The organism is Microbacterium mangrovi (assembly GCF_000802305.1).
Classification (GTDB): domain Bacteria; phylum Actinomycetota; class Actinomycetes; order Actinomycetales; family Microbacteriaceae; genus Microbacterium; species Microbacterium mangrovi.
In genome coordinates, this window is sequence record NZ_JTDK01000006.1 from 1,003,190 (window position 1) to 1,028,472 (window position 25,283).

Sequence of the window (25,283 nt, forward strand, 5' to 3'; positions counted from 1 at the left end):
ATCACCACGATCACGGTGCCGAGCCCGGCGATGAGGAACACGTCGGAGAGATCGGACGACATGGTTGCTCCTCGTGGTCTCGTCGCGCTCGGCGGGTCCCGGCCGGTCAGCGGATGACGGTCAGCCCGTCGGCGACGATACGCCCGTCGTGGACGACGGTGCGGTCCGTGCCGCGATCCATCACCGCCGCCGTCGGCGTTTCGCCGTCCACGAGCACCAGGTCGGCGCGGTCGCCGACGGCGACGCCCGGACGATCGCCGACGCCCGTGACCCGCGGGCTCTCGTGCGACATGATGCTCGCGCCGCCCATCGTGCCGACCGCGAGCGCCAGCTCGATGTGGTCATCGCGGCGGTAGCCGTTCGTGAACGCGAGCTGCCACGTGCGATCGAGCATGTCGCAGTCGCCGTACGGGCTCCAGTAGTCCCGCTGGCCGTCCTCCCCGAGGCCCACGCGCACGCCGGACTCCACGAGCCGCACGAGCGACAGCTGGTTGCTCGCCGAGGGCGCGACCGTGGCCATCGCGACATCCAGCTCGGCGAACTCGTCGATGAGGCGCCGCGACACCGACTCGGAGACACCGCCGAGGTCGTACGCGTGCGACATCGTCACCTTGCCCTGCATCCCCAGGGCCCGCGTCCGCTCGAGCACGAGGTCCGTGCTGAACACGCCCAGCTCGCCCGGCTCATGCAGGTGGATGTCGACCTCGACCTGGTACTTCTCGGCGAGGCCGAAAACGATGTCGAGATGCCGGACCGGATCCCGGTCGAGCTGGCACGGGTCGATGCCGCCCATGACGTCCGCGCCCTCCGCGAGCGCCGCCTCGAGGACCTCGACGGTGCCCTCCTCGCGGAGGATGCCGGCCTGCGGGAAGATCATCACCTGCACGTCGGCGTGGTCACGAAACCGCTCCTTGGCCGCGACCACCGAGTGGTACTTGCCCAGACGGCAGTCGACGTCCACCTGGGCGTACGTGCGCACGCGGGTCGTTCCCCTGGCGATCATCCGCTCCAGCGTTCCGGCCACGATCTCGGCGTGCGGGACGTCGGTCTTGCGCCAGTTCTCGCGGTCGTTCATCATCATCCCCCACACCCCGGGTCGTCCCGTGTGGGGACGGAACGGCAAGCCGATCCGGCTGGAGTCGAGGTGGACGTGCACGTCGCTGAACGAGGGCAGCGCGAGGCGCCCGCGACCGTCGACCTCGTCGGCGCCGACCGGGTCCGCGGACGCGGGCCGCACCCCGGCGATGCGCGGGCCCTCGATCACGAGATCGGACAGCTCTCCGCCCCACGGGCGCACGTTGCGAATATTCATCAGACGATTCTCCCGTGCCGGTCGCCCGCCGACAAGCCGAGGGGGCTGCGCGCGCGAAGATGCCCCGGGCCGCAGCCCGGGGCATCCGGAATCCGTCCTACGACGCGAGCTCCTCGGCCGGGGGCGCGACGGTCGCGAGCGAGATCTGTCCGTAGTCCCACCCCTTGCGGCGGTAGACGACGCTCGGGTGGTCGGTGCGCACGTCGATGAACAGGAAGAAGTCGTGGCCGACCAGCTCCATGCGGTCGACGGCGTCTTCCACCGTCATCCACTCCGCATCGAAGTGCTTCGTGCGGATGACGACGGGCGTGTAGCCCTCTTCGTCTTCGTTGCTGCGGATGATCGGGACCTCGCCGGTCGCGACGGCGTGCAGCACGTCGACGGACGCCGGCTGGATGTCCGTTCCGTGGATGGCTCCGGTGCCCTTGTCGAGGTGCGCGCCGCGCGGGTGCTTGCGGGCACCGACGCGCTTGTCCTTCGCGCGCCGCACCTGTTCGGAAAGCTTGTCGACGGCGAGGTCGAGTGCCGTGAACTTGTCACCGTCCACTGCCTCGGCACGAACGAGCGGACCTTTGCCGGTGAGCGTCAGCTCGACGGTCGAGTCCTCGCGTTCGCCATTGTGGTAGGCGCGGTGAGTGACCTTCACGTCCAGGCGCTGTGCGCGCGGGGCGAGGTGCTCGATGCGGGCGGCCTTCTCGTCCACGATTCCGCGGAACCGATCCGAGATGCTCACGCCCACGCCGACGATGCTGGTTTCCATCCTTGCCTCCTTGCTCCGGTCCGGCCGGGAAGGACCGGACAATCGGTCGCCTTGTGTGCCCCCCACCGTAGTCGGGACTCCCCGCCCTGTCACCCCGTTTTGCGAATGATTTCACCCGATGATTCGTGTGTGCGTCACCTCGGCGTTCCTTCTGATTCATCTCGGCGTGGCGTCGCTGCCAGCGCGGCGATGGCGACTAATGAGGCACCGGCGGCCAGGAGCGTACGACGGGCCTCGGCGAGCGTCGCCCCGGTCGTGATGACGTCGTCGACCAGCAGGATGCCTCGCCCGTGCACCCCGCGGGCTCTCATGCTCCCGGCCACGTTCCGGCGCCGGGCCTCCCGGTCGAGGCCCCGCTGGTCGCCGGTCGCCCGTGCCGCAAGCAGCAGTCGCGCCGGATGCAGCCCGGCCCGCGAGGCGAGCAGTTCGACCGGGCGGAAGCCCCGGCGTCGCAATCCGGCCCGGGACGCGGGAACACACACGACGGTCCATCCGCCCGGTGCCGCAGCCGGCGGACACTCGGCGACGGCCGCCGCCGCCGCCGCGCGGAGCGCGCCGGCGAGGGGGCGGGCGAGGCCCGTGCGCCCCTCCTCCTTGAACGCGCGGATGGTGCGGGCGCGAGGACCGTCGAAGACGAGTCCGGCGTGCGCGGCGAAGCCGGCGACCGGTCGCCGGCGCACCCGGGGCGCCAGCGCCGACCGACACGGCTCGCACAGGCCGATCCCCCCGGTCGTGCACCCCGCGCAGTGCACGGGAAGGATCAGTGCGAGCGCGTCGGCCGCCGCACGGCGCAGCGACGGCACGGCCCGGGCGGCCAAGTCATCCGGAAGGAGGGTCATCACCCGATCATCGTGGCAACAGGCGGGATCGCGCCGGTGGCATCCATCCGCCTGTGGATGACGGCGCGGCGACACGGCGGGCCTGTGGAGAACGGACCCCCGGAGGCGGCTACTGCGGCAGCCCCTGCACCGTGCCCAGCACGGTGATGCCCGCGGCGGCCAGTTCCCAGTTCGAGCCGCGTTGGTTGTACAGCGTGCCGTCGGCGCTGCGGACACGCACCACCGTGCCGGTGGAACCGGCGATCGTCGCCGCCCCCGACGGGCCCGCGGTGCCGGTCGCCGGTCCGCCGATCGTCTGCGCGACGACAGTGAGACCCGCGGAGTCGTGGGCGACGACGCCCACCGTCGTGTCGTCGAGCCAGGTCAGGTCGATGCCGTTGCCGGGAAGGGTGCCGAGGAGCATCGGCTGGCCGAGGCTCTGCGGAGCGCCGTCCGTGCCGCGCACGATGCCGGCGACCTCCACCTGCGGCTGACCGCCGACCGTGACGATCGCCGCGAGCCGGGTGCCGTCCCGAGAGACCGACATCGCCGTGAGGTGGGATGCCTCCGGCCAGGCGCCCGCCACCGAGATCTGCCGACCCGCCGGGTTGTACGCGTGCACCGCCGCGGGGGCTGACGCCGGTGCGCTCCAGATGTACCCCTGGGGGTCGATCCCCGGCGCGACGAGGCCGCTGCGATGATCGAGCAGGAGTGCCTGCCCCTTGGCCGGAACCCGCTGCACCGCACCGCTGCGATCGCGCACCGCCGCGGTGGTCTGGTCGGCCGAGATCTGCATCGCGGTCGGACCGGTGTGCGCGATCGCGGGTGACAGCCCCGGGATCTGGTCGACGCCGGTGCCGTTGGACTGCAGGTATCCCACGCCCTTTCCCGTCTGCACGAACGGCTGCGCCCGAATCGCGGTGGATGCCGTGGACACCGCGTGCGCCGCGAGGGTCGTCCCGCCGGCGGTCATCGCGACCTCGCTCACGCCAGCGGTCTTCAGGCTCGCCTCCAGCTGGGTCTGCATCCGGTCGAGGGTCGTCTGCTGTGCGGCGAGCGCGCCGCCGGACAGCGGCACCTTCGCGGCCCCGCTGTCGACGGCGACAGACGGAGGGTCCAGCGCGACGTTGTCCGGGAACGCGCTGGCGATGCTGCCGGCCAGCCAGGGACTGGGCTTACCGTCGATGAGCTCCTTCGCGATCTGCGTGACCGCGTTCGTGGCCGGGAACCAGCGCACGTCGGGCACGAGGTACTTCCAGGTTGGGTCGAAATACATCAGCTCGTACTGGCGGTACACGCTGCCGAACTGGTCGGCGCCGAGCACGACGCCGTTCGGCGCCTTGGAGATGCGCCACTGGCCGTCGACCTTCACCAGGGTGAACGGAAGCGGCGTCTGACCGCCCTCGGACGGCGTGTAGGCGCCGGTGGCATCCACCCCCGCGGTGGGCGAGGCGGTCAGCGTCACCTGGTTGTTACTCGGGCTCGCGTAGCGCCGCTGGGACCGGTCGTCGATCGTCACGCTCGCCCGCGGATCCCACTTGTTCTTCAAAATGGGCGCGAGGTAGAGCCTGGCGGTCGCCCAGTTGTCCTGCGGACCCGATCCGGCATCGATGAAACCCTGCACGATCTGCTCGGGGGACGCGCCGGTCTGGGGCTTCTGCGGCGTGAACGTGAAGTCCGGCGGCGCGACCGCGCCAGGAGGCAGCCCCTCCTGCACCGGGCCGCTCGTCGGCAGGCCCGCGCACGCGGTGAGTGCGCCCAGCAGCACGGCCACCAGCATCAGGATGCCCCCGCGCCGCGCACCCCTGCGAGCATTCGGCCGACGGCTCATGAGCCCGCCTCCGTCCGCGGCAGCACGATCGGCTGGGTCACTCCCAGACTGTCGAACGAGGGCGACTCGTCGCCCGGGTCGGTCGGCACCGGCGAGCGCCCGTCGAATGCCTGACCCGGACGGGGAAGGGTGAGAACGAAGTTCGTGCCGCGGCCGGGCTGCGACCACACCGTCAGGGTGCCGCCGTGGAGGGTCGCGTCACCGAGCGAGATGGAGAGTCCGAGTCCGGTCCCGCCGATCGTCCGCTTGCGCGACGGATCCGCGCGCCAGAACCGGTCGAACACCCGCTCGGCATCCGCCGGCGTCATCCCCATCCCGAAGTCGCGGACGCCGATGGCGACGGCCTGCTGGTCGCTGTCGACGGTGACCACGATCGGCTTGCCCTCGCCGTGCTCGATGGCGTTGCCGAGGAGGTTGCGCACGATCCGCCGCACCCGCCGCGGGTCCATCTCGACCGGCGAGTACCCGCCGGGTGCGACCAGGCGCACGTCGGTGCCGAACTGCTCGGCCAGCTGCGCCATGGACCCGATCACGTCCTCCGCGAGGTGGGCCAGACTCGTGGGCTCGAGTTCGAGCTGCACCGATCCGGCGTCGTAGCGGCTGATCTCGAGCAGATCGGTCAGCAGCACCTCGAAGCGCTGCACCTGCGTGTGCAGCAGTTCGGCGGACCGGGACATCGCCGGGTCGAATTCGTCGCGGTGGTCGTTGAGCACGTCCGAGGCGAGCTTGATGGTCGTCAGCGGCGTGCGCAACTCGTGCGAGACGTCCGACACGAACCTCTGCTGCACGAGCGACAGGTCGCCGAGCTCCTTGATCTGCGACTGGATGCTGTCGGCCATCGCGTTGAACGACCGGCCGAGCGTGGCGAGTTCGTCATCGCCGTGCACCGCGAGCCGCACGTCGAGGTTGCCCGCGGCGAGTTCGGCGCTGGTGTCGGCGGCCTGCCGGATCGGGGTGGTCACCGATCGCAGCACGAACCACGAGATCGCTGCGATGAGCAGCACGAGCGCCGTGCCGACGATCCACAGCGTCGCCTGGACGAACGAGAGCGTCTGGGATGCCACGGACAGGTCGAACGCGAGATAAAGCTCGTAGGGGCCGACGTCCGGCACCACGAGCTGCTGCCCCACGATGATGCCCGGCATCGTGTGACCGGTGCCGTCCGGGAGCGCGACCGACTGCCACCACTGGGTGTCGGAGCGCGTCGACGAGCGCACGTGCTTGCGCAGCTGGGGAGAGATGAGCTCCGGGTCCAGACCGTCGGTGTGGATGTCCTGCAGCGCCAGCTGGGACGACGACGTGCTGATGCGGATGACCGCGATCCGATCCGTGGAGGACTGCTGCGCGATCGAGCGCGCCACCGACTGGATGAGGTTCTGGATCTGCACCGGGTCGCCCTGCACGACCGCGTCGTCCAGGGTCGTCTGGGCGGTGTCGGTGGCCCGCCGGGAGTCCGAGAGCACCTGGTCGCGGCGCGAGTTGAAGAGATCGTTCTGGATGGCGAGCGCCATCGAGATGCATGCGACCAGGATGGTCAGCGCGGTCAGCGCGAGCGCGACCAGCACCGTGCGGAAGCGCAGCGAGCGGTGCCACAGCTGGGCGAGGTTGTCGGGCCAGGCGCGCCAGTCCCGCCAGGTGCGCAGGCGCAGCTGGGCCGCACCCGGCGCAGCCTCCTCGGCGTGCGGCATCCTCAGCATCCCGCTCTCCGTCGCCTGCACCCGGGGCCTGGGCTACCGGGACCGGCCGGCCCGGTAGCCGACGCCGCGCACCGTGGTGATGATGCGCGGGTTGTCGGGGTCGGCCTCGATCTTGGCCCGCAGCCGCTGCACGTGCACGTTCACCAGGCGCGTGTCGGCCTTGTAGTGGTAGCCCCAGACCTGTTCCAGCAGCGCCTCGCGGGAGAACACCTGCTGCGGCTTGGAGGCGAGTGCGACGAGGAGATCGAACTCCAGCGGGGTGAGCGGGATGACCTCGTCCTCCCGCCGCACCTCGTGCCCGGAGACGTCCACGACGAGATCGCCGATATGCATCGCCTCGGGCTGCACGGTCACGGCAGGCCGCAGCCGGGTGCGGATCCGGGCGACGAGCTCCTTCGGGTTGAAGGGCTTGACGATGTAGTCGTCGGCTCCGGCCTCGAGCCCGGCCACCACATCTTCGGCGTCGGCGCGGGCCGTGAGCATGATGATCGGCACTCCCGACTCGGCGCGGATGCGCGTGCAGATCTCCGTGCCGTCCATGCCCGGCAGCATGAGGTCCAGGAGGACGAGGTCGGGCTCCTCGGCGCGCCAGGTGTCGAGCGCCTCGGCTCCGTCGGCGCAGAACACGACCTCGAAGCCCTCGGTCTCGAGGACGATGCCGATCATCTCTGCCAGGGCCGTGTCGTCGTCGACCACCAGGATCCGTGAAGTCATGGCTGTGGGTACACATCCTTCGTCCGTCGGGGCGCGCGCGGATAGCGGTCCCCAAGATTCCGGATCAAGGCTAGTCCAGAGACCCGGCATCGCGGTTCAGGCTGCCGATCGGCCGATCTCGACGGCCGGTGTCGGGAGCGTGTGTCACGATGGACGCACGACGCTTCGAGGAGTCGCCATGAGCGCATATCCGACCTGGACCCCGGCATCCCGCCCGGGGATCGTGCCGTTGCACCCGCTCGGATTCGGCACGATCCTGGGGCGCTCGTTCGCCGCGCTGCGGCACAACCCGCGGGTCCTGCTCGGGTTCGCGCTCGCCGTGCAGGGCGCCGCCTATCTGATCGGCATCGCGCTGGTCGGCGGCGTGTCGTTCGCCATGTTCTCGCGTCTGGACAACGTGCAGCCGGGCTCCAGCGCGTACGACCAGATCATGGCCGGATCGGTCGGCGTCACGGTGCTCGTCGCCGTCGTGGTGAGCCTGCTGATGGGCGCGTTCGGGGTGCTGGTGCAGGGCGTCGTCGTGATCGACGTCGCCCGCGGCGTGCTCGCCGAACGACCGACGCTGCGTGAGATCTGGGCGCAGGTGCGTCCGGTGGCCTGGCGGCTCATCGGCTACGCCGCCCTGCTCACACTGGCCGCCATGATCGGAGTCGCCCTGGCCGCCGCGGTCGGCGTCGGCGTCGGTGCGGCCCTCGGCGCGGGAGCGGCAGGATGGGCGGTCGGCGTCCTGCTGACCGTGCTCGCTCTCACGGCGGGGCTGCCGGTGTGGCTGTGGCTGAGCGCCAAGCTCGCCCTCGTGCCGGCCGCGATCCTGCTCGAACGGGCAACGGTCATGGGCGGCATCGCACGATCCTGGCGGCTCACGCGGCGCCGTTTCTGGGCCGTACTGGGCGTCATCGTCGTGATCTGGCTGGCGTTCTTCGCCCTCGGCCAGGTGGTCGCGGTGCCCTTCTCGCTGATCGGCAGTCTCACCGGCAGCGTCATCGCCCCGACCGGCGGCGACACGCAGGGCCTCGTGGTGCAGATCGTCGTGTCCGCGATCGTCCAGGTCGTCGTGCTGATCATCCAGCTCGTCGGGTCGATCGTCCAGTCGACGGCATCCTGCCTGCTCTACGTGGACTGCCGCATGCGCCACGAGGGACTCGATCTCGACCTGCTCGCGTTCGTCGAACGGCGGGATGCCGGTGAAGAGGACCTGCCCGACCCGTTCACCGCCGGAATCGGACGCATCGCCGCCCCGCGTCTCGCCGCGCCGCCCGCACCCTGGGGGCCGCCGCCGCAGCCGGCGTGGGGCCCGCCGCCGCAGGGTGCGTCCGCCCCCTGGGGCCCGCCCCCGCAGCCCCCGCAGGCCGCGCCCGCTGCCACCCCGCCCACGCCGGGCGAAGCGGCTCCCCCGCCCCCGATGGCGCCGCCGCGCTGATGCGCCCGCTGTCCGACTCCGCGCCGCCGCTCACGCCCGACGGCGCGACGGCGCAGAGCTGGGCGCGCGAAGAACTCCGCGATCCCGCCTACGCCGCCGCGCACCCGACGGCGTTCGACCGGTTCGCGCGTTCCGTGCAGGAGTTCTTCCTGCACCTGTTCGACGCGGGCGCCCCCGGCGATTCCGGACGCTGGCTGGCGGTCATCGCCTGCGTCGTCCTGGTCGTCCTGCTGATCGTCGCCGTCGTGCTGTGGGGCCGTCCTCGCGCACGTCGGCGCGCCGCCGCGGGCGACGAGCCGTCGCTGTTCGGCGACGTCGAGCATCGCACCGCCGCGCAGCTGCGCAAGGCGGCCGCCGCCGCGGCGGACCGCGCCGACTGGGACACCGCGGTCATCCTCCGTCAGCGCGCGCTGGCCCGCGGACTGGCCGAACGAGGCCTGCTCGACACCCCTCCGGGCACCACCGTGCACGGATTCGCACGCAGCGCCGCCGTCCTGCTGCCCGACCTGCGCGACGAGCTGGATGCCGCCGCGACCGCGTTCGACGACGTGCGATACCTGCGACTCCCGGGCACGGCCGAGAGGTACGCACGGGTGGCGCACGTGGATGATGCCGCGGCATCCCGGACCGTGGCGGCCGAGGCGACGACGTGACGGCGCTGCAGACGACGCCCACGCCGACCGGCGCTCCCGCGGGGGCACTGGCCCCGCGGCGCGGACGCGCGATCGCCGGCTGGGCGGCGATCGCCGTCGCACTCGTGGTGATCGTCGGACTCGGCGCACTGATCACGCCGCGGCCGTCGACGTCGCAGGGCACGCTCGATCCCCGTTCGACCGGCGCCGACGGCGCACGGGCGCTCGTCAGCATCCTCGAGAAGCACGGCGTCACCGTCCAGATCGTCACCGACCCGGTCGCGGCGCACGACGCGCTCGAGAAGACGCCGGCGACCCTCTGGCTGCCCGACAGCCCGGCGCTCACCGTCGCCGATCTCCTCGCGCTGACCAAGCAGGCGGCCGGCACGGTCGTCGGCGACCCCGCGGCCCGCAGCGCCCGGGTCCTCTTCGGCGCGACGCTCGCCGGGTACGGGCGGGGCGTGGTCTCTCCGGCGTGCACCCTGCCCGCCGCGCAGCGCGCGGGCGGCATCTCTCCGGGCGTCCTGTTCCGCGCGACCGGCGCGGACACGTCCTCCTGCTACCCGCAGGGCGACGCCGTGGGCCTCGTCACCCGCACCGACGGCGCCCGGCAGGACACCATCGTCGACGGGACCCGGCTGTTCACCAACGAGCACCTCGGCGAGAACGGCAACGCCGCCCTCGCGATCAACCTCCTCGGTGCGCGCGACACCCTCGTCTGGCTCGCGCCGGAGGGGGGCAATGCCGGCGCCGCGCCGACCCTGGCCGATCTCACCCCCGGCTGGGTGACCCCGCTCGTCGTGCTCGGCTTCGCCACGGCCCTCGCCGCCGCGATCTGGCGCGGACGCCGCTTCGGTCCGCTCGTGGCCGAGCGCCTGCCGGTGACCGTGCGCGCCTCCGAGACCGCGGAGGGTCGTGCCCACCTGTACGCGCGCGCCGCCGATCCGGCCCACGCCTACGAGCTGCTGCGGGCCGCGGCCGCGCGCCGCATCGCCACAGCCCTCGGACTCGGCCGCCGAGCCTCCGCCGGCGAGGTCGCCGATGCGGCGGCCGCCGTGACCGGCCGATCCCGCGCCGACGTGCGCACCCTGCTCGTGGATGCCCGGCCCGGCGACGACCGTGCGCTCGTCGACCTCGCCACCCGTCTGTACGCCCTCGAGAACGCCGTGCATGCGGCGATCCTCCCGGAAGGAACCGCCCGTGACCGATGACCAGTCCCTCCGCGACGCCATGCTGAGCGTGCGCGACGAGATCTCCCGTGCCGTCGTGGGGCAGGATGCCGCCGTCAGCGGCCTGCTCGTGGCGCTCCTCAGCCGGGGCCACGTGCTCCTGGAGGGGGTGCCGGGCGTTGCGAAGACGCTGCTGGTGCGCTCGTTCAGCCGCGCGCTCGGGCTGGACACCACCCGCATCCAGTTCACCCCCGACCTGATGCCCGGTGACGTGACCGGATCGCTGATCTACGACGCCCGCACCGGCGAGTTCGAGTTCCGGCCCGGGCCGGTGTTCACCAGCGTCCTCCTCGCGGACGAGATCAACCGCACCCCGCCCAAGACGCAGTCCGCGCTGCTGGAGGCGATGGCCGAGCGCCAGGTGTCGGCCGACGGCGTGACCCGTCCCCTTCCCGATCCGTTCCTGGTCGCGGCGACGCAGAACCCGATCGAGCACGAGGGCACCTACGTGCTGCCCGAGGCGCAGCAGGACCGCTTCCTGCTCAAGCTCACCGTGGGCGTCCCCGATCGCGACGCCGAGGTCACGCTGCTGCGCCGGCACGCCGGCGGGTTCGACCCGCAGCGACTGGACGTGGTCCGCCCGGTCGCGGACGCCGCCGTCATCCAGGCGGCGCAGCGGGCGGCGGGCGCCGTGCAGGCCGCCGACGACGTGCTGGCCTACGTGGTCGACCTCGCCCGGGCGACGCGTCAGAGCCCGTCGGTGCAGCTCGGAGTCAGCCCGCGGGCCACCACCGCCCTGCTTGCGGCGGCGAAGTCGTGGGCCTGGCTCAGCGGGTCGCCCGCGATCACCCCCGATCACGTCCAGACGATGCTGGTGCCGGCGTGGCGCCACCGGATCCGGCTGCGCCCCGACGCCGAGCTCGAGGGCGTCTCGGTCGATTCCGTGCTGGCCGCCGTGGTGCAGCAGACCCGGGTGCCGATCTGAATGTTCGTCACCGGCCGACTCGTCGTGCTCGTCGCCGTCGGCGCCGTGCCGCTGGTGGTGCTGACCTCCGCCGGCCTGGCGCCCTGGGCGGTGCTGGGCGGGTGGCTGGTGCTGTGCCTGGCGTCGACCGCGCTGGATGCCGCGGCCGCGGCAAGTCCGCGCCTTCTCAGCCTCACCCGGTCCGTCCCGCCCCGGGCGCGCCTCGGGATGCCCGTCGACACCACAATCGCGGTGCGCAACACGGGCCCCCGCAGGCTGCGCGGCCAGCTGCGCGACGCGTGGCAGCCCACCGCCGGCGCGCCCCTGCGTCGCGAACGGCTGAGCATCGGGCCCGGTGAGACGCAGACGCTCGGCATCCCGCTGCTGCCCCGACGGCGCGGAGAGCTCCGCAGCGAGTTCGTCGCGGTGCGAAGCAGCGGGCCCCTGGGACTGGCCGGGCGGCAGCGCCGACTGGACGTCCCGGCCGCCCTGCGGGTGCTCCCGCCGTTCGCCTCGCGCCGTCATCTCGCCTCCCGCGTCGCGCGGCTCGACGAACTCGACGGCGCCACGAGCGTGCAGGTGCGCGGCCAGGGCACCGAGTTCGACAGCCTGCGCCCGTACGTGCGCGGCGACGACGTCCGCTCGATCGACTGGCGCGCCACGGCGCGCGCCGGAACGACGATGCTGCGCACGTGGCGCCCGGAGCGCGACCGGCACGTGGTCGTCGTGGTCGACACCGGCCGCACCTCGGCGGCGCGGGTCGGGGACGGCGTGCGGCTGGACGCCGGGTTCGAGGCCGCCCTGCTGCTGGCCGCTCTCGCCCAGCACGCCGGGGACCACGTCCACCTCGTCGCGTTCGACCGGCTGGTGCGGGCGCGCGTCTCCCGCGTCGACGGTCCGACCCTCCTGCCGGCTCTGGTCGACGCGCTCGCGCCGGTGGAACCCAGCCTGCTCGACACCGACTGGGATGCGGCCTTCGCGGCGGTCCGCGCACTCGGAGTCCGTCCCGCGCTGATCGTGCTGCTGACCGCCCAGGACGAGCCCGAGGCATCCCGCGGATTCCTCTCCGCGCTCCCCGGGCTGGCCGCGCACGCCACGGTGCTCGTCGGCACCGCGACCGACGTGGTCGCCGAGGCATCCGTGTCGATGCCTCCCGTCGACGCGGACGATGCGTACCGCCATGCGGCGACCGCGCGCACCCTGTCGGACGCCGGGCGCGTGGCGCGGGCGATCGAGCGAGCCGGCGCCGAGCCCGTGGCTGCGGCACCGGATGACCTCCCGGTCCGGATCGCCGACCGCTATCTGGCGCTCAAGGCTCTCGGCCGCCTTTGAACCATCCCGGGGGTCGCTAAACTCGCCGGGGGATCCCCCGTCCTCGCCTCATTCCCTCGATCCGAAGGAGCTCACCCCATGAGCGAGTCCCCGACCATCGCGACGCAGCCGAAGTCGACCACCGGCGCGGCCCTCGTCGCCGAGGCGTTCGGCACGCTCCTGCTGGTGCTCGCCACCATCGGCACCTGGCTGTTCGCGGCCGGATTCGGCGCGGGCACGGATGCTTCGAACAAGGGCGTGGGGTTCGTCGGAGTCTCTCTCGCCGTCGGTCTCACCGTCGTCGTCGGGGTGTACGCGTTCGGACCCATCTCCGGCGGCCATTTCAACCCGGCCGTGACCCTGGGGCTGGCCGCCGCCGGCCGGTTCCCGTGGCGGCGCGTCGTGCCCTACCTCATCGCACAGGTGGTGGGCGGACTCGTCGGAACGACCCTGCTCGTGCTGGTCTCGCTGTCCGGCCCGAACGACTTCCTGACCCGGGCCGAAGGCGCGGGCTTCGCGAGCAACGGGTGGGACTCCCTCTCGCCTGCCGGCTTCGGCATCGGCGGGGCCGTCATCGTGGAGACCCTCTTCACCCTGCTCTTCCTCGTCGTGATCCTCGGCGTGACCCACCCGGTGCGCGGCACCCGGTTCGCCGGTCTCGCAATCGGCCTGACCCTCACGGTCATCCACCTGGCCACCATCCCGATCGACAACACCTCGGTGAATCCGGCGCGCTCGCTCGCGACGGCCGTCTACGGCGGAGCCACGGCGCTCAGCCAGCTGTGGGTGTTCATCGTCTTCCCGATCGTCGGCGCCCTGGTCGCCGGTTTCGCGTACCGCGCCCTCTTCGACGGCACCCGGTCGCTGGCGGCCTGAACGACGCGAGCCCCCACCGGAGCCGCCGTGCGGCGTGCTCCGATGAGGGCCCGGGCCTCAGACGAGGTCGAACCGATCCAGCTCGGTGACCTTCGTCCACGCGGCGACGAAGTCGTCGACGAACTTCTGCTCCGCGTCGTCCGACGCGTACACCTCGGCGACGGCGCGCAGTTCGCTGTTCGAGCCGAACACGAGGTCGGCGCGGGTGCCGACCCACACGCGGGCGTCGTCGTCGTCGAACGCGGCGAACGCGTGCTGCCCGGGATCGAGCGCACGCCAGGTGTGGCCGAGATCGAGCAGGTTCACGAAGAAGTCGTTCGTGAGCGTGCCCGGGCGGTCGGTGAGGACGCCGTAGTCGGAGCCGTCCCAGTTCGCGCCGAGCACCCGCAGACCGCCGACGAGCACCGTGAGCTCGGGTGCGCTGAGCGTGAGCAGGTTCGCCTTGTCGACGAGCAGGTGCTCCGCCGGCAGCCCGGACTCCAGCGCGACCGGGCCGAGGTAGTTGCGGAACCCGTCGGCGGCCGGCTCCAGGTAGCCGAACGAGTGCACGTCCGTCTGCTCCTGGGAGGCATCCGTGCGTCCGGGACGGAACGGCACGACGACCTGGTGCCCGGCGGAGGCCGCCGCGAGCTCCACGCCGGCGTTGCCGGCCAGGACGATCAGATCGGCCAGCGAGACGCGCTTGCCGCCGTCCTGCGCGGCGTCGAACTCGGCTTTGACCTGCTCCAGGACGCCCAGCACCGTGGCGAGCTGCGCGGGGTTGTTGACCGCCCAGTCCTTCTGCGGCGCGAGCCGGATGCGGGCGCCGTTGACGCCGCCGCGCTTGTCGCTGCCGCGGAACGTGGATGCCGCGGCCCACGTGGTCGAGACGAGTTCGGCGACCGACAGGCCCGACGCGAGGATGCGCGCCTTGAGCGCGGCGGCATCCGCGTCGTCGATGAGCTCGTGGTCGACCGCGGGCACCGGGTCCTGCCAGAGCAACTCCTCGGCGGGGACCTCGGGCCCCAGGTACCGGGTCACCGGCCCCATGTCGCGGTGCGTCAGCTTGAACCAGGCACGGGCGAACGCATCGGCGAAGGCGTCCGGGTCCTCCGCGAAGCGGCGGGCGATGGGCTCGTACACCGGGTCGACGCGCAGGGCCAGATCGCTGGTCAGCATGCGCGGCTCGCGGCGTCCTGCGCTGTGCGCGAGGGGCACCATGTCGGCGCCGCCGCCGTTGATCGGGCGCCACTGGTTCGCGCCGGCGGGGCTCTTCATGAGCTCCCACTCGTAGGCGAACAGGATGTGGAAGAACTCGTTGTCCCAGCGGGTGGGGTGGTAGGTCCAGGTGACCTCCAGTCCGCTCGTGATCTGGTCGTCCCCCTTGCCCGATCCGAAGTCGTTGCGCCAGCCGAGACCCTGCTCTGCGAGGTCGGCGCCCTCCGGGTCCGCCCCGAGGTGCGACTCGGGAGCCGCTCCGTGGGTCTTGCCGAACGTGTGACCGCCCGCGATCAGCGCGACCGTCTCCTCGTCGTCCATCGCCATGCGGGCGAACGTCTCACGGATGTCGCGCGCCGACGCGAGGGGGTCGGGATCACCGTTCGGACCCTCCGGGTTGACGTAGATGAGGCCCATCTGCACGGCGGCCAGCGGTCGCTGCAGATCACGGTCGCCGGAGTAGCGCTCATCGCCCAGCCACGTCTTCTCCGGGCCCCAGTAGACGTCGTTGTCGGGCTCCCAGGCATCCACCCGGCCGCCGGCGAAGCCGAACGTCTTGAATCCCATGGTCTCGAGGGCGACGTTGCCGGCCAGGATCATGAGGTCGGCCCAGGAGATCGAGCGGCCGTACTTCTTCTTGACCGGCCACAGCAGGCGCCGTGCCTTGTCCAGGCCCACGTTGTCGGGCCAGCTGTTCAGCGGGGCGAAGCGCTGCTGGCCGGTGCCGCCGCCGCCTCGGCCGTCCATCACGCGGTACGTGCCGGCGGAGTGCCAGGCCATGCGCACGATGAGGGGTCCGTAGTGCCCGAAGTCGGCCGGCCACCAGTCCTGCGAGGTGGTGAGGGTGTCGGCGATGTCCTTCTTGAGCGCATCGAGATCGAGCTGCGCGAAGGCCTCGCGGTAGTCGAAGTCGTCTCCGAACGGGTTCTTCACCGCCGGATCCTTGGCCAGCAGGCCAACGTTCAGCCGGTTCGGCCACCAGACCTGGTTCGCCGACCCCGAGGTCGGATGCGGCTGGCCCGCGACGGTGACGGCTTCGTCCGGAGCCGAGCCGCCGTGGACCACCGGGCACTGCCCGGCGTCGAGGGTGCTCTCTGCGTTATCGGTCATGTCATTCCTCTCATCGATCTCGATTCCGTTCCCTCCCGGGTCCGGTGCCCTTGCGGGCGCGTCGAGCTGGGATGCGCGACATTGCGCAGGCGTGGTGCCCGTCGGCGGGCGGAGGTCTGGTCGGGTTCGGCGGCCGCGCTACGCGCCTCGCGAACGGCAGTCGGGGCACAGCCCCCAGAAGGTCACTTCGGCGGTGTGCACCGCGAACCCGTGGGTCGCCGACGGCGCCAGACACGGCGCCTGGCCGACGACGCAGTCGACGTCTTCGACCCGGCCGCATCCGGTGCACACGATGTGGTGGTGGTTGTCGTGGACGCGCAGCTCGTAGAGCCCGGCGTGGCCGGCCGGCTCGATCCGGCGCACGAGGCCGGTCGCGACGAAGTCGGTCAGAGCGTTGTACACCGACTGCAGGCTGGCCCCCGGGAGGGCGTGCGCGATGCGGCCCAGCACCCCGTCGGCCGACTGGTGAGGAGCTTCGCGGAGGGCGTCGTAGACCGCCCGGCGCGTGCCGGTCACCCGCAGCCCGGCCGCGCGGAGCGTGACATCCGTCGGCGACTGCGGTTGGAGCATGCAACCACGGTAGCGTTCTTTTGAGTGATTCAAAAGAACGCGACGGATGTCGGCGTGTCGCCCGTTCGGGCGGAGCGATCAGCCGGCGACGAGTCGCGGCGTCCCGGCCTCGTACTCCGTGAGGTCGCCGGACTCCCCCGCGCGGGCCGCACGTCGTCCGACGACGAGCATGTAGACGAGGAACAGCGCGAGGGCCGCCGCACCCAGCAGCACCTTGACCGGCCACGGCCACGTCTGCGGCGTCACGAACCCCTCGACCATGCCCGACAGGGCGAGCGAGCAGACGAGGCCGACGGCGACCGTGGCCAGTGACCGCCCCTCCTGCGCGAGCGCCTCCCCGCGGGTGCGCCGGCCCGGTGCCACCCACGCCCAGAAGATGTGCAGGCCGGCTGCGGCGGCGACGAAGACGCTCGTCAGCTCGAGCAGGCCGTGCGGCGCGATGAACTGGAGGAAGATGTCGCCCTTCCCGGCAGCGATCATGACGGCACCCGCCGTCCCGACGCCGACGGCGTTCTGCACGACCACGTACACCGGCCAGATCCCGGTGATGCCGAACAGCACGCTCTGCGCCGCGATCCAGGCGTTGTTCGTCCACACCGTGCCGGCGAACACCGCCGCGGGGTTGTCGCGGTAGTAGCCCACGAACTCCTGGTTCGCGTAGTGGTCGAGGGATGCCTTGTCGCCCAGCGCGGCGACCGTCGCCGGGTCCCCCGAGATCCACAGGGCGACGGTGGTCGCGATGATCGCGAACGCGATCGCGATCGCGAGGGTCGTCCAGCGCACCCGGTAGAGGGCGGCGGGAAGCTGTCGCGCGAAGAACCGCGGCAGGCGTCGCCACGGGTTGTCGCGGCCCCCGGTGAGCCGGAGGCGCGCGTGCGAGAGGAGTGCGGAGACATGGTCGCCGGTGGGGGTGCGGCCCGCCGACGTCTTGATGTCGGCGAGGTCTGCGGATGCCGCCCGGTAGCGCGTGACGAGCTCGTCGACCTCGTCACCGGTCAGGCGGCGCTTGCCGGCCAGCCGCCCCAGCCGCTCCCACTCGTCCTGCCGCGCGGCGGTCAGCGCGTCGAGGTCCATGCTTCACTGTAACCATGCCCGCGACCGTGTACGCCCAGGACGAGGTGCTCACCGGCGAGGCCGTCGCCCTCGACGTTCAGCCGCTGGGGTTCTTCCTGCGGGCCCTCGGCGCCCTCATCGACGTCCTCCTGGCGCTCATCCTGATGGCCGTCCTCGGTCTCGGCGCGATCTGGGCCATCACGCAGGGCGTGCTGCCCCAGAACACGACCGGCATCCTCACGGTCGCGATCACCGTGTGCGGCACGGTGGTGCTGCCGGCGACCGTGGAGACCGCCACGCGCGGGCGCAGCCTCGGCAAGCTCGCGGTCGGCGGCCGCATCGTCCGGGTCGACGGCGGCGCGTCGGGCCTGCGGCACGCCCTCATCCGCGCCGCGATCGGCGTCTTCGAGATCTGGATGACGGCCGGGGCCGTGGCGGCGCTCACCGGCGCGTTCACCCCCCGTGCCCAGCGGCTCGGCGACCTGGTGGCGGGTACCGCGAGCGAGCGCACGCGCGTGCCCCGGCTCCCCGCCGCCATCCCGCCGCTGCCGGCCGAGCTGGCGCAGTGGCAGCACATCGCGGACGTCAGCCGGATGCCGGATCGCCTCGCGCGCCGATGCGCGCAGTTCGTCCGGCAGGCGCACGCCATGGCCCCGGCCGCCCGCACCCGTCAGGCGCAGCTCCTCGCCGCCGAGGTCACGCCGTTCGTCTCTCCGCTGCCGCCCGTCGACCCGGAGACGCTCGTCCGCGGCGCCGTGGCCGTGCGGCGCGATCGCGAACTGCGCGCCCTTCATCTGCAGAACGAGCGGCTGGCCGCGCTGACCGCGGGCGAACCGGCCGCCTGACGCGGCGTCAGTACCGGTAGTGGTCCAGCTTGTACGGACCCTCCACCGGGATGCCGAGGTACGCGGACTGCTCGTCGGTGAGCGTGGTCAGCTGAACGCCGAGCGCATCGAGGTGCAGTCGCGCGACCTTCTCGTCGAGCGCCTTCGGCAGCGTGTAGACCGCGGTCGGGTACTCGGCGCGCTTGGTGTGCAGCTCGATCTGCGCGAGGACCTGGTTGGTGAACGATGCGCTCATCACGAACGACGGGTGGCCGGTGGCGTTGCCGAGATTCAGCAGGCGCCCCTCGGAGAGCACCAGGATGCTTCGCGCGGTGGGCAGCCGCCATTCGTGCACCTGCGGCTTGATCTCGACCTTCTCCACGCCGGGGATCGCGGCGAGCCCGGCCATGTCGATCTCGTCGTCGAAGTGGCCGACGTTCCCGACGATCGCCAGGTGCTTGAGCGCGAGCATGTCGTCGACCGTGACCACGCGCGTGTTTCCCGTGCCGGTGATGACGAGATCGACGGTGCCGGCGACATCCGACAGGCGTGCGACCTGGAAGCCGTCCATCGCCGCCTGCAGCGCGCAGATCGGGTCGATCTCGCCGACGATCACGCGGGCGCCCTGGCCGCGAAGCGCTTCGGCCGCGCCCTTGCCCACGTCGCCGTACCCGCACACGAACGCGGTCTTGCCGCCGATCAGCACGTCGGTGGCGCGGTTGATCCCATCGGGAAGCGAGTGCCGGATGCCGTAGACGTTGTCGAACTTCGACTTGGTCACCGAGTCGTTCACGTTGATCGCGGGGAACAGCAGCTCGCCGGCCGCGGCCAGCTCGTACAGGCGGTGGACGCCGGTGGTGGTCTCTTCGGTGACGCCCTGCAGGCCGGCGGCGATGCGCGTGAAGCGCTGCGGGTCACGGGCCAGTGACGCGCGCAGGGTCGCCAGCACGATGCGGTACTCCTCGGAGTCGTCATCGGTCGCCTCCGGCACCGCGCCCGCCTTCTCGAACTGCACGCCCCGGTGCACGAGCAGGGTCGCGTCGCCGCCGTCGTCGAGGATGAGGTTCGGGCCGTCGAATCCTTCGGCCGACCAGTCGAAGATGCGGTCGGCGAGCTGCCAGTACTCCTCGAGCGTCTCGCCCTTCCAGGCGAACACCGGGACACCCGCCGGCTCGGCGACGGTGCCGGTCGGGCCGACGACGACCGCGGCGGCCGCTTCGTCCTGCGTGGAGAAGATGTTGCAGCTCGCCCAGCGCACCTGCGCGCCGAGGGCGACCAGCGTCTCGATGAGCACGGCGGTCTGCACGGTCATGTGCAGCGAGCCGGCGATGCGTGCGCCGGAGAGAGGCCGGCTGGCGCCGTACTCCTCGCGCAGGGCCATGAGCCCCGGCATCTCGTTCTCGGCCAGGCGCAGCTGGTGGCGCCCCGCCTCGGCGAGGGAGAGATCGCGGACGGCGTAGTCGAGGGCGCTGGTGACAGACGGCATCCTGCCATTCTCGCAGATCGGCCCACCGCCCACCGCGGCGGGCGTCAGGACTGCAGCGTCTCGTGCCGCACGACGACCCAGCCGCGAGGCACGGAGAGGCGCTCGGTGTGGATCGCACAGAGGTCGTGCGCATGCGGATCGCCGTCCGGCCCCAGCGGCCCGACCGCCGCCATCTGGTCGGCGTAGTCGTACGTCAGGGTGGACACCGCCTCGCGGGAGCATCCCACCTTCGAGCACTGTCGTTCACGCATCACCCCCACCGTACCGCCTCCGCCGCCCGGACCTGCGGCGACACCCGACGCGTCGAGCCCGATCCGCCCCGGCACCGGCATCCGTAGACTGGAGCGCATGATGCGGCGGCGCAGGCAGAGCGGTTCACAGGCCCAGGCACCCCGTCCCCCGCGCCACGATCGGCACGGGCGGGCCGGGCGCAGCCTCGTCACGAAGCCGCCGCTGCCGCCGCTGGACAACCGCATCGACCGGTTCGACATGATCGCGGGCAGCACCGCGGAGTTCCTCCGCTCGGTGACCCCCGAGCTGCGGGACGTGCGCTACGAGTTCGCGGCCCTGCCCCTCGACGAGGGCGTGGACGGCATCCAGCGCTGGAAGGTGATCCCCGAGGAGCAGCGCATCGTGCTCTTCCGCATCCCGATCCAGCGACTGTCGCACCTGCACCGCAACGACGACCTGCATCGCCGGTTCGCCGTCGAGGAGGCGGTGCTGCGCGCGTCGGCGGAATACCTCGGGGTCAGCCCGTGGGACCTCGGTCCCGGCCGCTTCCACGGCTTCTGAGCGGCGCATCGGCCTGCTTCCCGCGATTCGGGTCTTGATCAGGGATAGACCGTCAGCTCCGGCGACGCGGCATCCGCCGCCCACACCGGGAACGCGGCGAGCGCATGCGCCGACGCGAACGACACCGCCGCCGCGACCTGGCCACCCGCGCGCGGGATCAGCCGGTACACCGTCCCGGGGTTCACGGGCACGTCCTTCGCGCCGCCCGCCGGAAGGCTGAGCGTCTGCGACGGGCCGCCCGAGACGGGCTTCACGGTGACCGACGCGGTGCGCGCACCGGAGTTCACCACGGACAGCACGGCACCCGCGCCGTCCGGGACGGCGACCGTCGCGGTCGTGCCGAGCGACGGTGCCGCGGCGTTCCAGGCGTAGTCGTCGCCCGCGCCCGTGCCGGTGGCGTTCCAGACGCCGGCGACCACCGCGGCGGAGGCGGTGACCCGCACCGAGTACGTCCCGGTCTTGAGGCCCTCGAGCGCGACCTCGATCGGCTGTCCAGCGGTCAGGGGCACCGTGCGGGTCAGAGCCGTGCGGCCGTCCGGGCCGCGCACGGTCACGGTCGCACGGGCATCGGCATTGGGGGCGAGCATCCTCAGCACGGAAAGCGGGCTGGACCCCGCCCCCGCCGCGCCGGTCACGCGGACGCCGGGGATCAGCAGCGCCTTGGCCGCGCTCTCGGCCGCCGACACCTGGTCGACGCCGCCGGGGACGAGGGTGCGGATGATGCTGGTCTGGATCGAGGCCTGCACCGGCGCGCCCGAGGAGACGATCCGCACGACGGGGCTCGCCGTCCCGAGCGCCAGGCCGGCGAGCGGGATCACCCGCTGGGTGCGCGCGGGGACGATGACGTCGGCGCCGCCGGGCGGGATCTGCGGACCGCTCGGACCGTAGACGGTCACCTGCACGGTTGCCGCCACCGCGCCCGGGTTCGCGAGCAGCACGAGATCGTTGGATCCCGTCCCCGCGGATCCGCCCACGAGCCAGGACTGGGCGATCGCGGGCTGGCAGGCGGATGCCGCGAAGCCGCTGAGGTCGGCCGCGCTCAGCTGAGCCGACACCGACGCGCCGACCTGCGCCGGCGCGCGGCCGGTCGGGGGCGTGATGAGGCTCTGCGGTCCCTGGGCGCCCGCCACATCCGGTGACGCGAGCGTGGTCGTCCTGGTCGGCGCGGTGCCCGGGACCGAGCCCGAGGTCAGCTTCTGCGCGGTCGCGACCGAGACCTTGCCGGCGCTGGCGGTGTCCCGGCCGAGCGCCAGGATGGGCCCGTCGCACGCGAGCACCGACGATTCGGCGGCGGGAGACACGGTGGTCGAGACCGGCGTCGCCCGATGGCCGGGCAGTCCCGCGGCGACGGCGAGCGCGGTGCCGGTCACGACGGCGGCGACGACCACCACCGCGATCCCGAGGCGGACTCCGGTGTTGACGGCGGATCGCGTGGTGCTCACCGGACGCCTCCCTTCGACGGCGCGGGCAGGCCCACGATGCGCGGCTCCCGGCGCGTCCGGCGAAGGGACTCCGCCGTCGGCACCGCGAGCAGCAGGGCTGCCGCGACCACGATGATCTCCGCCAGCGCGATTCCGCGCGAGAGCGCATCGACCGGCATGCCCGGCTCCGCCCGCGCGGTCACCGTCTCGGTGATGCGCCACAGCGTGCCGCCGGACACTTCGCCGACGGCATCCATCCCGGCCCTCTGGTTCATGACGGTCGTGGACGACAGCGCGAGAGGCTGCGCGGATTCGTCCGCGGGCCGTTCCAGCAGCACGTAGCCGATGCCCTGCGCCGCCAGCGCCCGCACCGGGTCGGTCGCCCTGCTCTTGTCCACCGCGGAGCTGACCAGGTCCGTCGAGAGGGTCGCGATCAGTCGATCGGACTCGCTCAGCCGCGTCCGGGTGGACCAGACCGTGGACTGCCCGCCGATCGTCTCGCTCTCGCCCCACACCACCGTGGTTCCGAGCCGGTCGGATCCGAGCGGCGCGATCACGAGCGTCCCGGTGTCGGGGTCGCCGCGGCCGGCTGCGGCGACATAGGCGGGAAGGGTGGACGGCGCCCCCTCGGTCACGCTCGAGACACCGCGCAGGTGGGCGGTGAGCTGCGGCACGGCCACGACGAGGATCGCGGCGACCATGACCAGCGCGCCGGCGCCGCGCAGTGCACGCAGTCGCCGAGCGCGCGTCGAGTCGGGGACGGAGCCGACGAGACCCGCATCGAGGGTCAGGAGGGCCGCCCCGAGACCGCCCGCCCAGGCGAGGCTGAGACCGCTGCCCGCCCAGACGCGCACGACCTGTCCGTCGACGGACGCCGCGGCGATCCCGACCGCGGCGATGGCGGTCCCGATGCCGAGGGCGGCGACGACCAGCAGGATCACCCCGACCAGCCGGCGACGCGTGAAGGGGGCCAGCACCGCGAACACCGCGACCGGGAGCACGAGGACCGGCACCCACCACGTCGACGTGCCGAGTCCCAGTTCGTGGAGCAGTAGCCCCCAGCCACCCGGGTCCGTGGTGGGGAATCCGGTGGCCAGCAGGAAGCGTCCGTGCACGCTGTCGCCCACCTGGGGGCCCGCCCACGGCACGCCCGGATCCGCGACGAGGGCCCACGGCGAGGAGGTGCGCAGCTGGCGCCACACGAGCGGCACGGCGAACACCACGGCGGGCACGATGGTCCACACCACGCGCGTGGTGCCGGCGGGGCGCAGCACGGCGGTGAGCACGACCGCGAGCACCCACAGCACCGCGAAGGCCGGCGCGAGCGACGGGGCGCACGCGAGCGACGCGACCAGGAGCAGGGATGCCCCGCCCGCGGCCGACCAGGACCGATGGGCGACCGCTGCGGCGAACAGCAGCCAGGGAAGCAGCAGATGGAGGATCACCGCGGTCGGACGCCCCTGCGACAGGGCGGCGAGGAAGGGGGGTGCCAGCGCCCACGCGACGCCCCCGGAGATGCGAAGCAGCGGCCGGTCGGTGATGCGCGTCATGGCGAACCAGCCGCCGAGCACGGCGAGCGGGAGCGCGAGCAGCCAGAGCACGACCAGGGCCCGCGAGGGGTCGGTGGGCAGGACCGAGCCGATGACGGCGACGACGGCGCTGAACGGGTCTGCCGGTGCGATCTCGTGCAGCCCGAGCGGTCGCAGGCCGTACGCGGCATCCGCCCACAGGCGCGACACCGTCGAGCTCAGCGGCTGCAGGGCACCGCCGGCGAGCGACCGCCACGCGAGCAGCGCGGGGAACATCGCGACCGAGAGGATGAGAGCGGCAAGGACCGCCCACGCGCCCCCGCCGGAGAAGAAGCGCAGGTCGGTGCGCGGGTGCCCGACGACGGGCCCCTCCGACTCGCCGTCCAGGCGATGCCGCGCTTGCGCGGGGGTGAGCCGGAGCGGCGCGAGCAGGGCCCACGGCACGCTGCGGGACCGGCGGATCCGCGCGCGGGCGCGGGCGATCGAGTCCACCCGGACGAACGCGACGACCGACGCACCCCATTCGGGCAGCAGACCGGACGGCGTCTTGGCGACCAGCAGCACCGCTGTGCGCCAGACGGCGGTCGGGAGCACGAGCAGCCAGAGGAACGGGAGGGCGAGGGGACTCGCGTAGGCGAGCCGGCGCTGCAGCTGGGCCCGGCGGGCGGCGTAGGTGCGGTGGGTGCGGGCATCCCTCCCCCGCCGGAGGCCCGCGACGCCGTCGCCGGCGACGGCGATGCGCGCGGCCGGAACCATGCTGACGCGACCGCCGGCGAGGTGGGCGCGCACGCCGAGATCGAGTCCCTCGTCTGCCCCGGCGAGCGCCGGATCCAGACCGCCCAGCGCCGCCCAGGCGTCACGCCGGATCAGGATGCCGCGCACGTCGGCGCCGAGGACGTCGTCCGCGCCGTCGTGCTGTCCCTGGTCGAACTCGTCGGCCGCGAGCTCGACGGCCCGCCCGCCGCGGGTCATGCTCTGACCGAGCGACACGATGCGCGCCGGGTCGTCCAGACGCACCAGTTTGGGGGCTGCGACGGCGACCGACGGGGCACGGTCGAGGGCGTCGGCGAGAACGGCCAGCGCCCGCGCGGACGGCACCGTGTCCTGCGCGAGAAGCCAGACCGCCTCGCCGTCCAGTGTGGAATCGGCGAGGCGGAGGGCGTCGGCGTAGCGTGTCTGCGCCGGAGCCGTGATGATCTCGATGTCGGGGTGCTCGGCGGCGGCCGCGCGAAGGGCGGTGTCGGCACCGCACAGGATGAGGGTGATCCGCTCCACCGGGCGCGTCTGGGCTCCCAGCGCGGTCAGCGTGCGGCGCAGGTGCGAAGCGGCAGGCAGGCGGGCGTCGGGTCGGGCGACCAGGATGGCATGTACACGGGCGGGCATGGCTCGCCCAGCCTAGGCACGCGCGCCGGTCGAAGCCGCCTTACGCGCCGGGGATCGCCGATCCGATCAGCTGGCGCGATGCTTCAAGCGGCGCCGCTCCCGCTCGGACAGGCCACCCCAGATGCCGAACCGCTCGTCGTTCTGCAGTGCGTACTCGAGGCACTGGTCGCGGACGTCGCACGATGCGCAGATGCGCTTCGCGTCACGGGTCGAGCCGCCCTTCTCCGGGAAGAACGCTTCAGGATCGGTCTGTGCGCACAGGGCGTCGCTCTGCCACGAGAGCGGATTGTCTTCGTCGGTCGCGTCCCGGTGAACACCAGGGACTCCGCGTTCGATCGGATCGACGAACCAGTCGCTGGGAACGTCGGATCGATACTGCGCTGCCGCCATGTCGTTGCCCTGCCTTTCCCCCGA

At 72.6% G+C, this 25,283-nt stretch carries 22 protein-coding genes; 8 read left to right on the forward strand and 14 right to left on the reverse strand.

Annotated features, from left to right (window positions below):
* Positions 1 to 106: 106 nt before the first annotated feature.
* From LK09_RS08575 to mtrA, 6 genes are all read right to left on the reverse strand, one after another.
* Positions 107 to 1,312 carry an amidohydrolase family protein gene (locus LK09_RS08575; RefSeq protein WP_039397869.1) on the reverse strand — a complete coding sequence of 402 codons (1,206 nt, stop codon included), beginning with the start codon at positions 1,310 to 1,312 and terminating at the stop codon, positions 107 to 109.
* A gap of 97 nt (positions 1,313 to 1,409) precedes the next feature.
* Positions 1,410 to 2,072, reverse strand: coding sequence for a ribosome hibernation-promoting factor, HPF/YfiA family (gene hpf / locus LK09_RS08580; RefSeq protein WP_039397871.1), 663 nt, complete (start codon positions 2,070 to 2,072; stop codon positions 1,410 to 1,412).
* A gap of 134 nt (positions 2,073 to 2,206) precedes the next feature.
* Positions 2,207 to 2,911: a ComF family protein gene (locus LK09_RS08585; RefSeq protein ID WP_052226551.1), complete on the reverse strand. Its 705-nt coding sequence runs from the start codon at positions 2,909 to 2,911 to the stop codon at positions 2,207 to 2,209.
* Between the two features lie 109 nt (positions 2,912 to 3,020).
* The gene (locus tag LK09_RS08590; protein WP_082008131.1) at positions 3,021 to 4,721 is read right to left on the reverse strand and encodes a GerMN domain-containing protein; all 1,701 of its coding nucleotides are present in this window, start codon (positions 4,719 to 4,721) and stop codon (positions 3,021 to 3,023) included.
* The gene (gene mtrB, locus LK09_RS08595) at positions 4,718 to 6,409 is read right to left on the reverse strand and encodes an MtrAB system histidine kinase MtrB (protein WP_052226603.1); all 1,692 of its coding nucleotides are present in this window, start codon (positions 6,407 to 6,409) and stop codon (positions 4,718 to 4,720) included. Before mtrB ends, LK09_RS08590 begins: the two co-directional genes overlap by 4 nt.
* Positions 6,410 to 6,451: 42 nt before the next feature.
* A complete protein-coding gene (mtrA, locus tag LK09_RS08600; RefSeq protein WP_039397875.1) occupies positions 6,452 to 7,132 on the reverse strand; it encodes an MtrAB system response regulator MtrA in 681 nt (226 codons plus the stop codon).
* A 178-nt stretch (positions 7,133 to 7,310) separates the two neighbouring features.
* Here mtrA and LK09_RS08605 point away from each other — a divergent pair, with 178 nt between their 5' ends.
* From LK09_RS08605 to LK09_RS08630, 6 genes are all read left to right on the forward strand, one after another.
* Complete coding sequence (locus LK09_RS08605; protein WP_052226552.1) at positions 7,311 to 8,552, forward strand: hypothetical protein; 1,242 nt, start codon at positions 7,311 to 7,313, stop codon at positions 8,550 to 8,552.
* The gene (locus tag LK09_RS08610) at positions 8,552 to 9,205 is read left to right on the forward strand and encodes a DUF4129 domain-containing protein (protein WP_039397877.1); all 654 of its coding nucleotides are present in this window, start codon (positions 8,552 to 8,554) and stop codon (positions 9,203 to 9,205) included. The genes LK09_RS08605 and LK09_RS08610 overlap by 1 nt, the downstream gene beginning before the upstream one ends.
* Positions 9,202 to 10,395 (forward strand): DUF4350 domain-containing protein, encoded by a 1,194-nt coding sequence (locus tag LK09_RS08615; protein WP_052226553.1) that lies wholly within the window; start codon positions 9,202 to 9,204, stop codon positions 10,393 to 10,395. Before LK09_RS08610 ends, LK09_RS08615 begins: the two co-directional genes overlap by 4 nt.
* A complete protein-coding gene (locus tag LK09_RS08620) occupies positions 10,355 to 11,338 on the forward strand; it encodes an AAA family ATPase (protein ID WP_082008159.1) in 984 nt (327 codons plus the stop codon). Before LK09_RS08615 ends, LK09_RS08620 begins: the two co-directional genes overlap by 41 nt.
* Positions 11,339 to 12,649, forward strand: a complete 1,311-nt coding sequence (locus LK09_RS08625; protein WP_039397881.1) for a DUF58 domain-containing protein — start codon at positions 11,339 to 11,341, stop codon at positions 12,647 to 12,649.
* A 78-nt stretch (positions 12,650 to 12,727) separates the two neighbouring features.
* Complete coding sequence (locus LK09_RS08630) at positions 12,728 to 13,504, forward strand: aquaporin (RefSeq protein ID WP_052226554.1); 777 nt, start codon at positions 12,728 to 12,730, stop codon at positions 13,502 to 13,504.
* A 57-nt stretch (positions 13,505 to 13,561) separates the two neighbouring features.
* Here LK09_RS08630 and katG read toward each other — a convergent pair whose 3' ends face one another.
* From katG to LK09_RS08645, 3 genes are all read right to left on the reverse strand, one after another.
* Entirely contained in the window at positions 13,562 to 15,811 is a 2,250-nt protein-coding gene (gene katG, locus LK09_RS08635) for a catalase/peroxidase HPI (RefSeq protein ID WP_039397883.1), read from the reverse strand.
* Positions 15,812 to 15,949: 138 nt separating this feature from the next.
* Positions 15,950 to 16,381: a Fur family transcriptional regulator gene (locus LK09_RS08640; RefSeq protein WP_039397884.1), complete on the reverse strand. Its 432-nt coding sequence runs from the start codon at positions 16,379 to 16,381 to the stop codon at positions 15,950 to 15,952.
* Positions 16,382 to 16,459: 78 nt separating this feature from the next.
* Entirely contained in the window at positions 16,460 to 17,455 is a 996-nt protein-coding gene (locus tag LK09_RS08645; RefSeq protein WP_039397886.1) for a stage II sporulation protein M, read from the reverse strand.
* Positions 17,456 to 17,469: 14 nt separating this feature from the next.
* On the opposite strand from LK09_RS08645, the gene LK09_RS08650 reads away from it, so the two are divergent.
* A complete protein-coding gene (locus LK09_RS08650) occupies positions 17,470 to 18,279 on the forward strand; it encodes an RDD family protein (protein ID WP_039397888.1) in 810 nt (269 codons plus the stop codon).
* 7 nt (positions 18,280 to 18,286) lie between these two features.
* Here the strand turns inward: LK09_RS08650 and ahcY are convergent, their stop codons facing one another.
* Positions 18,287 to 19,744 (reverse strand): adenosylhomocysteinase, encoded by a 1,458-nt coding sequence (gene ahcY / locus LK09_RS08655; RefSeq protein ID WP_039397890.1) that lies wholly within the window; start codon positions 19,742 to 19,744, stop codon positions 18,287 to 18,289.
* Between the two features lie 44 nt (positions 19,745 to 19,788).
* Positions 19,789 to 19,995: a DUF3499 family protein gene (locus tag LK09_RS08660; protein ID WP_039398413.1), complete on the reverse strand. Its 207-nt coding sequence runs from the start codon at positions 19,993 to 19,995 to the stop codon at positions 19,789 to 19,791.
* 97 nt (positions 19,996 to 20,092) lie between these two features.
* Between LK09_RS08660 and LK09_RS08665 the strand changes: the two genes are divergently transcribed.
* On the forward strand, positions 20,093 to 20,536 hold the full coding sequence (locus LK09_RS08665) for a hypothetical protein (RefSeq protein WP_331454265.1): 444 nt from the start codon (positions 20,093 to 20,095) through the stop codon (positions 20,534 to 20,536).
* 38 nt (positions 20,537 to 20,574) lie between these two features.
* On the opposite strand, the gene LK09_RS08670 is transcribed toward LK09_RS08665, so the two are convergent.
* The 3 genes from LK09_RS08670 to LK09_RS08680 all read right to left on the reverse strand — a co-directional run bounded on the left by LK09_RS08670 (position 20,575) and on the right by LK09_RS08680 (position 25,259).
* Complete coding sequence (locus LK09_RS08670; protein ID WP_039397892.1) at positions 20,575 to 21,978, reverse strand: DUF5719 family protein; 1,404 nt, start codon at positions 21,976 to 21,978, stop codon at positions 20,575 to 20,577.
* A complete protein-coding gene (locus LK09_RS08675) occupies positions 21,975 to 24,869 on the reverse strand; it encodes a glycosyltransferase (protein ID WP_039397894.1) in 2,895 nt (964 codons plus the stop codon). Before LK09_RS08675 ends, LK09_RS08670 begins: the two co-directional genes overlap by 4 nt.
* Positions 24,870 to 24,935: 66 nt before the next feature.
* Positions 24,936 to 25,259, reverse strand: coding sequence for a WhiB family transcriptional regulator (locus LK09_RS08680; protein WP_082008132.1), 324 nt, complete (start codon positions 25,257 to 25,259; stop codon positions 24,936 to 24,938).
* Positions 25,260 to 25,283: the final 24 nt, after the last annotated feature.